11 protein-coding genes and 1 pseudogene are annotated in these 11,598 nt (G+C 33.7%); 9 read left to right on the top strand and 3 right to left on the bottom strand.

Annotated elements, in window-relative coordinates; genetic code table 11:
• The first annotated feature begins 58 nt into the window (after positions 1-58).
• From pyrR to IGB25_RS00370, 7 genes are all read left to right on the top strand, one after another.
• Positions 59-607 carry a bifunctional pyr operon transcriptional regulator/uracil phosphoribosyltransferase PyrR gene (pyrR, locus tag IGB25_RS00400; RefSeq protein WP_211065691.1) on the top strand — a complete coding sequence of 183 codons (549 nt, stop codon included), beginning with the start codon at positions 59-61 and terminating at the stop codon, positions 605-607.
• Positions 600-1,547 carry an aspartate carbamoyltransferase catalytic subunit gene (locus IGB25_RS00395; protein WP_211065690.1) on the top strand — a complete coding sequence of 316 codons (948 nt, stop codon included), beginning with the start codon at positions 600-602 and terminating at the stop codon, positions 1,545-1,547. The genes pyrR and IGB25_RS00395 overlap by 8 nt, the downstream gene beginning before the upstream one ends.
• Positions 1,548-1,550: 3 nt before the next feature.
• Positions 1,551-1,883, top strand: coding sequence for a ribonuclease Z (locus IGB25_RS00390; RefSeq protein ID WP_211065689.1), 333 nt, complete (start codon positions 1,551-1,553; stop codon positions 1,881-1,883).
• On the top strand, positions 1,884-2,804 hold the full coding sequence (locus tag IGB25_RS00385) for a ribonuclease Z (protein ID WP_211065688.1): 921 nt from the start codon (positions 1,884-1,886) through the stop codon (positions 2,802-2,804).
• A gap of 791 nt (positions 2,805-3,595) precedes the next feature.
• Positions 3,596-4,387 carry a cation transporter gene (locus IGB25_RS00380; protein WP_211065687.1) on the top strand — a complete coding sequence of 264 codons (792 nt, stop codon included), beginning with the start codon at positions 3,596-3,598 and terminating at the stop codon, positions 4,385-4,387.
• A gap of 535 nt (positions 4,388-4,922) precedes the next feature.
• Complete coding sequence (locus tag IGB25_RS00375) at positions 4,923-6,038, top strand: S41 family peptidase (protein WP_211065686.1); 1,116 nt, start codon at positions 4,923-4,925, stop codon at positions 6,036-6,038.
• Positions 6,039-6,121: 83 nt separating this feature from the next.
• Complete coding sequence (locus tag IGB25_RS00370) at positions 6,122-6,700, top strand: hypothetical protein (protein ID WP_211065685.1); 579 nt, start codon at positions 6,122-6,124, stop codon at positions 6,698-6,700.
• Between the two features lie 56 nt (positions 6,701-6,756).
• Here IGB25_RS00370 and IGB25_RS15100 read toward each other — a convergent pair whose 3' ends face one another.
• Positions 6,757-7,395 (bottom strand): reverse transcriptase domain-containing protein, encoded by a 639-nt coding sequence (locus tag IGB25_RS15100; protein WP_211065684.1) that lies wholly within the window; start codon positions 7,393-7,395, stop codon positions 6,757-6,759.
• The gene (locus tag IGB25_RS00360) at positions 7,347-7,823 is read right to left on the bottom strand and encodes a reverse transcriptase domain-containing protein (protein ID WP_211065683.1); all 477 of its coding nucleotides are present in this window, start codon (positions 7,821-7,823) and stop codon (positions 7,347-7,349) included. The genes IGB25_RS15100 and IGB25_RS00360 overlap by 49 nt, the downstream gene beginning before the upstream one ends.
• A gap of 1,113 nt (positions 7,824-8,936) precedes the next feature.
• Here IGB25_RS00360 and IGB25_RS15305 point away from each other — a divergent pair.
• Positions 8,937-9,101, top strand: coding sequence for a tyrosine-type recombinase/integrase (locus IGB25_RS15305; RefSeq protein ID WP_211065682.1), 165 nt, complete (start codon positions 8,937-8,939; stop codon positions 9,099-9,101).
• 205 nt (positions 9,102-9,306) lie between these two features.
• A complete protein-coding gene (locus IGB25_RS00350; protein WP_211065681.1) occupies positions 9,307-9,969 on the top strand; it encodes a hypothetical protein in 663 nt (220 codons plus the stop codon).
• A gap of 251 nt (positions 9,970-10,220) precedes the next feature.
• On the opposite strand, the pseudogene ltrA reads toward IGB25_RS00350, so the two are convergent.
• A pseudogene (ltrA, locus tag IGB25_RS00345) lies at positions 10,221-11,294 on the bottom strand (group II intron reverse transcriptase/maturase); the annotation flags it as partial.
• Between the last annotated feature and the right edge of the window lie 304 nt (positions 11,295-11,598).

The raw sequence follows: 11,598 nt of genomic DNA, 5'->3' as shown, positions 1-11,598 counted from the left end.
ACAGTAAAATCTAAGATCTCAAGAATTTAATTATTTTTGTATGACTGAAGCCAATTAAATGTGCAAGAAAAAGTTATTAAATCACAAGGAGCTCAATATTATATTAAACCGACTTGTTTGTCAACTCATAGAAAATCACGATGACTTTCAAGATACTGTTGTCATAGGTTTGCGACCAAGAGGCATCTATTTAAGTGAAAGAATCAAACACCTGCTTCAATCAGAATATCAAATCAATAATGTAAATTTCGGCAAATTAGATATCACTTTTTTTAGAGACGATTTTATGCGAGGCAATAAAGTTTTGCAAGCCAACAAAACAGAGATTAATTTTATAGTTGAAAACAAAAAAGTTGTCTTTGTAGATGATGTGCTTTATACAGGTAGAAGCATTCGTTCTGCACTAACAGCTATACAATCCTTTGGAAGACCTTTATCGATTGAGTTGCTGACTTTAATTGACAGAAGATTTAGTCGCCATCTTCCTATACAACCCGATTATAAAGGCAGACAAGTTGATGCTATCAATCAAGAACGCGTCATTGTATCTTGGGTAGAAAACGATGGAGAAGACGCCGTATATTTAATAAAAGAAAGCGATGAGTGAACTCAGTGTAAACCATTTATTAGGCATAAAACACATCAGTAAAGCTGATATCAATCTTATTTTTGAAACTGCAGACCACTTTAAAGAAGTTATAAATAGACCTATTAAGAAAGTTCCCTCATTAAGAGATGTTACTATTGCAAATCTATTTTTTGAAAACAGTACACGAACAAGGTTATCTTTTGAATTAGCAGAAAAACGACTCAGTGCAGATGTTGTCAATTTTTCAGCCTCTTCATCTTCTGTAAAAAAAGGAGAAAGCCTTATAGATACTGTAAACAATATTTTAGCCATGAAAGTTGACATGGTTGTGATGCGTCATCCCAATCCAGGTGCAAGTGTATTCTTAGCCAAAAATGTGGATGCTTCAATTATCAATGCAGGAGATGGCACACATGAGCATCCAACCCAAGCTTTACTTGACGCGTTTTCAATTCGAGAAAAATTAGGAAAAGTAGAAGATAAAAAAATTGTCATCGTCGGAGACATTCTCCACTCTCGAGTGGCTTTGAGTAATATTTTTTGTTTAAAAAAATTAGGGGCAAAAGTTAAAGTTTGTGGACCAAACACCTTGATACCTCAACACATAAAAAACTTAGGTGTTGAGGTTGAATTTAATCTTGATAAAGCTCTAAAATGGTGTGATGTTGCCAATATGCTAAGAGTACAAAACGAACGTATGAACACGAAATATTATCCTTCAACTCGAGAGTACGTGTGTCAATACGGTTTAGACAAAAAGCGTTTAGATACCATTGATAAATCTATTGTAGTGATGCATCCAGGCCCTATCAACCGCGGTGTTGAAGTCTCAAGCGATATAGCAGATTCACATCATTCTATTATTCTAAACCAAGTTGAAAATGGTGTTGCAATTAGAATGGCCGTTTTATATCTTTTGGCTTCTAAACTAAAACATTATTCAACCCCAACTCTATAATTTATGCAAAGTATCAAGAAAGACAATTACATCATTTTAAAAGACGATAAGGATGACCCTAAAGATTTTGCTCGTTTTATTGAAAGCCTTCTAGACCAGTTTAAATCAAACAATTTAGTTATAGACCTTTTGAAATACGGAAAGTTAACTTTAGAAGAACTATTAACTTTCTTAAAACCTTCGCTCAAGCATTATCAAAATAAAAAATCTTTTATCATTGTTAATGACACTATATTGATAGATAACGTTCCTGAAGAGCTTCGAGTAGTCCCTACACTAAAAGAAGCAGAAGATTTGATACAAATGGAAGAAATAGAACGCGATTTAGGTTTTTAGATGAGCTCACCATTAAAAATTCATATTTTAGGTTGCCACTCAGCGAGTCCAAAAGCTAATGCTTTTCCAACTGCTCAAATCGTTGAAATTAGAAATCAGCTTATTATGGTTGATTGCGGTGAAGGAACCCAAGTAAGACTAAGGCAACAAAAGATTAAATTCAATAATATTAAACACATTTTAATTTCTCATTTACACGGTGATCACTTTTTCGGTCTTATCGGGTTTTTATCAACTTTAAGTCTGCTCAATAGGCAAGCTTCCCTACAAATATTTGCACCAAAAGGAGCAAAAGAAATTATAATGTTACAACTCAAATTTTCAAAAACTTCTCTGAGTTTTCCTTTAAAATTTAATGTATTAGAATCTGAAAATAGTGAAGAAATCATCAATAATTCAAAATTTAGAGTTCAAACCATACCACTAAATCATCGGATTTACACTAACGGTTTTTTAATCACTGAAAAACCTGCCAAAAAAAAACTCAATATTGAGAAAGTAGAAAAACTACCTATCAGTAAAGCATACTATAACAAAATTGTCAATGGTGAAGATATTGTTTTGGACAATGGTCATAAAATAGCAAACGAAGAGCTAACCTTACCTCCTGACCCAGTAAAATCTTATGCTTATTGTAGTGACACAGCATTTAAGCCAGATATAGTTCCTTTAATCAAAAATTCTACTGTGTTATATCACGAATCAACATTCTTAGAAATTGACGAGGATTTATGTAAAAAAACGAAACATTCTACAGCAAAACAAGCTGGAATTATAGTCGCTAAAGCTGAAGTAGGTTACTTGATTTTAGGGCATTATTCTGCACGTTATAAAAACCTTGACGCTTTCAAACAGGAAGCTAAAACTGTTTTTGAACCTGTTTCAATAGCAGAAAGCGGAAAAACTTATATGTTTAAATAGGTTTTCTCAGAAAATCAGAATTTAAAGTTATAGATTTCGGATTTGTTATAAATAATATAGCTCAAATTCAACGGTGAATTAACTTCGCTTTTTCTTTTTTGGAATTACTGTCATCTCGATATTTCTTTCTTCACACCGCTTTCTACGATGCTAAATCAAAAACTATGGCTAATCTTCAACGAAATGTTATAACATCAAAATTAAGGGAAATTTGAAACCTGGAAGTAAAAAAAATAGGTGCGAATGGTTAAGGCGTTTTCAGCAAAAGACCTCGCCTGCTCCACCGCTACTACCAACAATGTGTATCATTAATGGCTGTGTTTTGGCAGAATTTTAGGGTTTGAGATTTTTTTCTATCTTTACCAATAAAAACGAAAATGTGTTGATTTTTTGCACGCCACTAATGATACACTCGCCCGTTGGGCACAATCCCTCATAGACTCATAGAAACTTTAGTCCCTCAACTAACGTAAAATGAGTAAATTTGGATTGAAAATTGAAATGTTGAATAAAATATAAACAACTGATTTATAGTGATATAATTTTACGTTAGTCAGAACTTGTTAGAAGGCGGGACAGACATAAGATATATACAAAAGTTTTTGAAGTATAGCAGTATCAAAACGACTACAGTTTATACTCATATTAGTCAAAAAAGCACTAAAAAGATAGAAAGTCCATTAGATAAAATGGCAAAAAAGTATAAAAACAAGTCTAAAAATTAAAAAAGTGGTGTATTTTTGTGGATATATACTAGTTGTAGCCAATGCGAAAAAAAATCAAAATTGTAAATGGAAAAAACAATATTTAAGATAACAAAAATGGATTGTCCTTCAGAGGAAAATCTAATCCGAATGAAATTGGACGGAATTTCGGGCATTAAAAATCTTGATTTTGATATTCCAAATCGAAAATTGACAGTTTTTCATAACGAACAAATCGACCAAATAGAAAAATCGATAAAAGAGTTGAATTTAGGCAGTAAAAGATTAACAACCGAACAAGCCGACCAAATAGAATTTACAGAAAACTCAAATCAAAAGAAGCTTCTTTGGTCTGTTCTCGCAATTAATTTTGTTTTTTTCATAATTGAAATGACGACAGGACTGATTTCAAAATCAATGGGATTAGTTGCTGATAGCTTGGATATGTTGGCGGACTCGCTTGTTTATGGAATTAGTTTATTTGCTGTTGGCGGTACATTAACGAGAAAAAAGAAAGTTGCGAAACTCGCAGGATATTTTCAAATGACATTGGCAATAATTGGTTTTTTGGAGGTAGTCAGAAGATTTATAGCAAATGAAGAATTGCCTGATTTTTCAACTATGATAGTGGTTTCTATTTTAGCACTTTTAGCCAATGCAACTTGTCTATACTTACTGCAAAAATCAAAGAGCAAAGAAGCTCATATGCAGGCAAGTATGATATTTACTTCAAATGATATAATTATAAATTCAGGTGTAATCTTAGCCGGACTTTTGGTAAATTGGTTAAATTCAAGCTTACCGGATTTGATTGTTGGAGCTGTTGTTTTTGTTATTGTAATTCGAGGTGCTATTCAAATTTTAAAACTTGGAAAATAAGAAAGCACTGGCTACAACAATGTATATAAAAAATAGGCGAAATAGTAGTAAATCCAAGGGTTATGACTCTTATCAGACTTTGTGCTTAACCGAAAATTTGGTGCTTCGAAATCGCCTACTTTTCATATACGGGACGTTGTAGGCAATTATACAGAACGACCCGTCAATGAAGAAAATATCGACATTTATACTTTTAATTTTACTGATACAAACCACGTATTCTCAGAATTTTGGAGATTTTCCCAAAATTGCAAAGGAGAAACTTCATAGAGATTTAGATTTATTGTATCAAGGCTTGGACAAGTTTCATTCTGGAATGTACTAGTACACCCCAAAAGACAGCGTTGATTTTGCTTTCCAAACTGCGAAAAACAAAATCACAACCGACCTTAATGTTTATGAATTTCACAAAATAATCGCACCATTAGTAGCATTATCAAGAGAAGACCACACAGACATTTTTTTACCAAAAGAAGTTAAAGAACAGACCAATAAAAATGAAAATATTCGATTTTTACCTTTAACTGTGGTTTTCTTGGGCGAGAAGTTATATTGTGTCAAAAATGCTTCAAATAATTCTGCAAAAATTGAAAATCTTGAAATTGAAAAAATCAATGGAGAAACACCCAAAGAAATTGTCACAAAAATTAGAAATTTATTTGCATCAGATGGGTACATAAAATCTGTAAAATACAGTGATTTGGGTGGCTTTAATTTTTCTAAAAACTATTTTTACTACTATGGAATAATTGAGAAATATAAAGTAAAATTCAAAGAAATTACAGAGCCTATCACAATTAATTCATTGTCAATTAGTCAAATTAATGAAAACCTAAAAAAGAACAACAATATTGACAAAGAAAAAACTGAAAATGAACCTTTGCAATTCAAAATTATAAATGCAAAAACAGCTTATTTGGATATTCAAACATTCTCAAACGACATAATTAAAAGAGAAAGCAAATATAAAACATTAAAAAAGTTCTTGAAACAAAGTTTTTCCGAAATAAAAGAACATAATATTAAAAATGTGATTATTGACGTTAGTAAAAATGGCGGTGGAACTGAAGGAAATGAAGGTTTGTTATATTCTTATTTTGGCGATAATTACCAAAAATACTCTAAAGTAAGAGTCAAAACTCAAAAAGCAATCCTTAATAATGGAATTGACAAACCGATAAAACTTAAAGTATTCGGATTTTTAGAACGAATTTTTGTAAACAAAAAAATGAAAGATGGAAGTCTTGAAAGAAAAAATAATTTAGGTCTCGGACTTATGGCATACAAAAAAGCACCAAAAGACACCTTTAAAGGTAATGTGTATGTTCTCATTAGTCCAATAACATATTCTGGCGGTAGCGAATTTTCAAATATGATGTATTCGCAAGGATTAGCAACATTTATTGGACAAGAAACAGGCGGAGGTTATTATGGAAATACGAGTGGATATAGTCAAGATTTAACTTTGCCAAATTCCAAAATAACCATTGAAATCCCAGCATTACAATTTGTGATGAATGTTGAACCAAAATTACCATTTGGAAGTGGAGTAAAACCCAATTACGAAGTAATCCCAACAATAAATCAATATATTAATAATGAAAATATTTACTTAGAATATGCATTAAAATTAATAAGCGAAAAACAATAACTGCCTACAACAGCCGTTTTGCAAAAGCGGGGGTTTCGTGCTTCTATGACAGTGAAGTGCTAAATTCAAGCTTTGTGCATCTAATGAAGTTTAGTGCTAAAAATCCCCGCCTTCGCAAAGCGGCAAAACGTTACCTGCAAGCTAAAAAAATGACCTTGACTGATTTAACAAAAAAAGAAACTGAATTATATTCTTCGACAATTGACCTTTACAACGGAAAAGGAAATTCGGAAGGAAAAGGCTTGACTTTAAATGAAATTTATGCTGGCTACAGAAAAGTGCATAAGGGGTATGCAAATATGTCGGAAACTGATATTGAATGTTTGAAAAGAGGACTGTTTATTCAATGGTACTCAATGACAGAACCGAACTATCTGACTGGAATAGCTGAATTGGACAAAAATGCGGAATTGAAAATCATTACGGAATTAAAAAAGCGGATTGACCAAAATAAAACTGACAATGAATTGAAATGGATGTTAAATCACTATTTGAACTGGGATTTTGTATTTGCAAGATTTAAAAACATAGCTGAATTTAAAAAAGACGAAAATGTTGTTGACTTAACAAACATTAAACTGAAAATGGTAAATCGAGGACAAATGGGAATATATTGGAATTCAATAATAAGTCGAGTAGGTAAAGGGAAATCTCCACCCTAAACCTCTCACAGAACCGTACGTGATAGTCTCCCATCATACGGCTCTTCTTAACAAGTCTATGGCGTAAAACCGTATTGCCAATGCACAAACAGATTAGGATAATGCTTTGCAGTTTCCTGTAACCATTTGTAGGCAAAAAACCAGTGTTTACGCCTAAATCTCCGATATTTGTTGCGTACCCATTTTGCCAGACGCATATTCAAGAAACGAAATACATAGTGTAATTCACTCATTCTTACTTTGCCGTAATAATTAATCCAACCTCGTACTTTTTCTGCTATTATGCCTGCCAAATCTGGCAGGCGTAAATGAACCATACGATGAAGTTTCATCTTAAACAAAGTTTGATTGATGCGTTTCTGTCGTTTACGACTGATTGACGGTGTAAATCCCAAATGAAAGTTCCCAAAATAGCCCTTTACCATTCTTGGCTTAAATGTAAATCCAAGAAAATCGAATGTTACATAATGAACCTTAAATGGTGGATGCTTCTTTTGGTTGCGTTTGCAATAAACGATATTGCTCTTGCCGTCTTTTATCTGCAATTTGCACTGTTTAAATCGGGCTTTTACCGCTTCCAACGTCCGCAAGGCTTGTTTAAAATTATCGCAATGGATGATAATATCATCAGCATAGCGCTCAAACTTTACTTCCGGGTGGTTGTTCTCAATCCACTTATCAAAAACAACATGCAAGAAAATGTTTGCCAGAGTAATGGGCTAATAACACCTCCTTGTGGTGTGCCTTTGTCTCGTGAATGAATACTACCGTCTTTCTTTTGAATTGGAGCCTTTAACCAACGTGCTACATACAAGTGAATATGCTTTTCTTTGGTAAAATGTCCTAATGCTTTAAGCATTAAGTCATGGTCTATCTCATCAAAAAAACTCTTGATATCCAAATCTATCACCCAATCCATTTTCATGCAGTTTTCCCTGCATTGCTTTATGGCTTGATGCGCTGATTTGTTTGGTCGATAGCCAAAAGAATCTTTACTAAACTGTTTATCTACAATCTGTTCTAATTCTTCTCTTATTACCATTTGAGCCGTTCGGTCTTGTACTGTTGGAATGCCAAGCTTCCTGATTCGACCGTCTTCTTTGGGTATTTCTACCTCGCGCACAGTGCTGGAAAATAACTACCATCGCTAACCTATTCCATACAGGATATAAGTATTTCATAGGACGTGAATGTGCTTCTTATGCTGACAAATTATCAACACCTGAAATACCTTTGTTACTCTTTACCTTTTTAAAGGCATCCCATACCTGTCGCTTTAATATCGGTTGCGACTTTTGTTTCTCTTTGAAAATCATCCTAAAAAAATCTTTAGTTGTAATACAATTTAAAACTGTTAAGTCAGTCCCTTCGCTCCATTTCCATTACAGAAACTTCATCACTACTACAGACTAATCCGCCACTAATTAACAGTATCGCTACTTTCTACCTTGCCCTTCGGGGTTGTGGTATTTTTGCACTATTAATTAGCTTCTCCTGTTCCGTAATTGAGCCGTAAGCAAAGCTCCTGCCCTCTTTATGCCGATTGCCACTTGACCAGAAATAGGTATCATGTCAAGTTCTGTTCTCGCAAGACCGCCCATCCCTCGATTTTGACAATACTAAAGTTGTTTACGACACTTCTACAAGGGTTCAATCTCGTCTCTTTCAGCTTCTTTACTCCTACCATAGCAAACTACTCTGAAAACAACACAGGTAGTGCATTTAACCTTATCGCTCAAGACCAACCCGTGAAAGGAAAGCCCCATAAGGCGGTTTGACTGGTGTGCCTAATCACTCCCAGCCGAGAGACCAATCCTCATCGTACTCTTTACGTGAATCCACCTGAAACAAATGCCAGGGTCGTTTCTAAATACCAATGAGACTCTCATCTCAATTACAGTTATGTTACTTGTTTTCAATGAACTTAATCACTATCTTGTATCCCCAAGTAACGCAGGACACACAACTGGCTACAACAATGGCTATAAGTAATTGCTTGTTCTCGCCTACTTCTGAAAATCCTCGCGGATTTTCAGTTTGGTGTGTACTTGCAAAGTTAAGTGCTAACCCACGCAACTACTCATAGCCGATGCCGTTATGGGCAATCCCTCATAGACTCATAGAAACTTTAGTCCCTCGGCTAACTTAAAATGAGTAAATTTAGATTGAAAATTGAAATGTTGAATAAAATATAAACAACTGATTTATAGTGATATAATTTTACGTTAGTCAGAATTTGTTAGAAGGCGGGACAGACATAAGATATATACAAAAGTTTTTGAGCCATAGCAGTATCAAAACGACTACAGTTTATACTCATATTAGTCAAAAAAGCACTAAAAAGATAGAAAGTCCATTAGATAAAATGGCAAAAAAGTATAAAAACAAGTCTAAAAATTAAAAAAGTGGTGTATTTTTGTGGATATATACTAGTTATGCTACATTAAAACTATATTACGGTTAAAAAAGGACTGACAATCCAAAATCAAAAACATGTGAAATTCTGTCGAAAAGAAATAAAAAATATGACAGACGAGTTACGAAAATCGAAAGAGTAGATTAATGTTAATCAGAAGGTTAATAAATCCTTCATAAACTTAAGAAAAATGAATTTTATTAAAAATTTTAAAAAAACACAAATTGCAACATTTCTTGTATCTATTATTTTGTTAATCTCTTGCACTGTAGACGATGATCCAAAAAATCTTTCAGTTGATAGTGATGATTTAAAAACAATGCATGCAAATTTATTAGGTAATCAAAATAATAATTCTTTTAAAAGAGGTGGAACTTCAGCTTCAGATTACTTCTCAACTGAGGAGCTTAATAATCATTGGAATTTTGTTGAAGAGTCATTCCCTAGTGCTTTAAGTTATGCCCGAGAATTTGGATCAGAAAGTCTTTTAATAGAATATGGATATAATCCTAATATTATAAATATCAGTGAAAGTTTAAAAGGTATCTTCCAATCAGATATGTTTTACGAAGAACTTGCAAGATATAATCTTAGTGAAGCTGACAATCAAAATGTAATTATTTATTTAGAGTTTGATAACTACTTGTCAGATTTATATGAAGATGAAAATGTAGATGTAAGTGCTATGGATGGCTGTGATAGAGCAATAGTATCTAGTCTACTTGTTACAGCAGGAGCTGCAGTTGCCACAGTTGCAGCAGGACCAACAGGTGTAGGAGCTTTGGCATTAGGCTCATTTTTAGTAACTAAAGCTTGGGCAACATATAATTTGATTCAATCTTGTCGTGATTAGATAATGAAATACTTTTTTATTTTAATAATTATTATAGTCTCATTTTTTTTTATTTGGTCAATTTATGCTTACTTTAATGATAATATTACAGTAGTTGATTTAATAAGAGAAAATATTTTATATTTCTTAATTATAATTTTTTTGATTTTAATTAGGAGAAAAAAGTCGAGTAGGTAAAGGGAATCTCACCCCTAAACCTCTCACAGAACCGTACGTGATAGTCTCCCATCATACGGCTCTTCTTAACAAGTCTATGGCGTAAAACCGTATTGCCAATGCACAAACAGATTAGGATAATGCTTTGCAGTTTCCTGTAACCATTTGTAGGCAAAAAACCAGTGTTTACGCCTAAATCTCCGATATTTGTTGCGTACCCATTTTGCCAGACGCATATTCAAGAAACGAAATACATAGTGTAATTCACTCATTCTTACTTTGCCGTAATAATTAATCCAACCTCGTACTTTTTCTGCTATTATGCCTGCCAAATCTGGCAGGCGTAAATGAACCATACGATGAAGTTTCATCTTAAACAAAGTTTGATTGATGCGTTTCTGTCGTTTACGACTGATTGACGGTGTAAATCCCAAATGAAAGTTCCCAAAATAGCCCTTTACCATTCTTGGCTTAAATGTAAATCCAAGAAAATCGAATGTTACATAATGAACCTTAAATGGTGGATGCTTCTTTTGGTTGCGTTTGCAATAAACGATATTGCTCTTGCCGTCTTTTATCTGCAATTTGCACTGTTTAAATCGGGCTTTTACCGCTTCCAACGTCCGCAAGGCTTGTTTAAAATTATCGCAATGGATGATAATATCATCAGCATAGCGCTCAAACTTTACTTCCGGGTGGTTGTTCTCAATCCACTTATCAAAAACAACATGCAAGAAAATGTTTGCCAGTAATGGGCTAATAACACCTCCTTGTGGTGTGCCTTTGTCTCGTGAATGAATACTACCGTCTTTCTTTTGAATTGGAGCCTTTAACCAACGTGCTACATACAAGTGAATATGCTTTTCTTTGGTAAAATGTCCTAATGCTTTAAGCATTAAGTCATGGTCTATCTCATCAAAAAAACTCTTGATATCCAAATCTATCACCCAATCCATTTTCATGCAGTTTTCCCTGCATTGCTTTATGGCTTGATGCGCTGATTTGTTTGGTCGATAGCCAAAAGAATCTTTACTAAACTGTTTATCTACAATCTGTTCTAATTCTTCTCTTATTACCATTTGAGCCGTTCGGTCTTGTGCTGTTGGAATGCCAAGCTTCCTGATTCGACCGTCTTCTTTGGGTATTTCTACCTCGCGCAGTGCTGGAAAATAACTACCATGGCTAACCTATTCCATACAGGATATAAGTATTTCATAGGACGTGAATGTGCTTCTTGTGCTGACAAATTATCAACACCTGAAATACCTTTGTTACTCTTTACCTTTTTAAAGGCATCCCATACCTGTCGCTTTAATATCGGTTGCGACTTTTGTTTCTCTTTGAAAATCATCCTAAAAAAAAATCTTTAGTTGTAATACAATTTAAAACTGTTAAGTCAGTCCCTTCGCTCCATTTCCATTACAGAAACTTCATCACTACTACAGACTAATCCGCCACTAATTAACAGTATCG

This window comes from Flavobacterium sp. CS20 (assembly GCF_018080005.1).
Taxonomy (GTDB): domain Bacteria; phylum Bacteroidota; class Bacteroidia; order Flavobacteriales; family Flavobacteriaceae; genus Psychroflexus.
Note: the sequence above shows the minus strand (reverse complement) of the source record. Positions and strands in the feature narration are given on the sequence as shown.

Coding starts and splice junctions, on each gene's coding strand:
- pyrR (WP_211065691.1), top strand. CDS start 59: ATGTGCAAGAAAAAGTTATTAAATCACAAGGAGCTCAATATTATATTA.
- IGB25_RS00390 (WP_211065689.1), top strand. CDS start 1,551: ATGCAAAGTATCAAGAAAGACAATTACATCATTTTAAAAGACGATAAG.
- IGB25_RS00350 (WP_211065681.1), top strand. CDS start 9,307: ATGAATTTTATTAAAAATTTTAAAAAAACACAAATTGCAACATTTCTT.
- IGB25_RS00385 (WP_211065688.1), top strand. CDS start 1,884: ATGAGCTCACCATTAAAAATTCATATTTTAGGTTGCCACTCAGCGAGT.
- IGB25_RS00380 (WP_211065687.1), top strand. CDS start 3,596: ATGGAAAAAACAATATTTAAGATAACAAAAATGGATTGTCCTTCAGAG.
- IGB25_RS00395 (WP_211065690.1), top strand. CDS start 600: ATGAGTGAACTCAGTGTAAACCATTTATTAGGCATAAAACACATCAGT.
- IGB25_RS00370 (WP_211065685.1), top strand. CDS start 6,122: ATGAAGTTTAGTGCTAAAAATCCCCGCCTTCGCAAAGCGGCAAAACGT.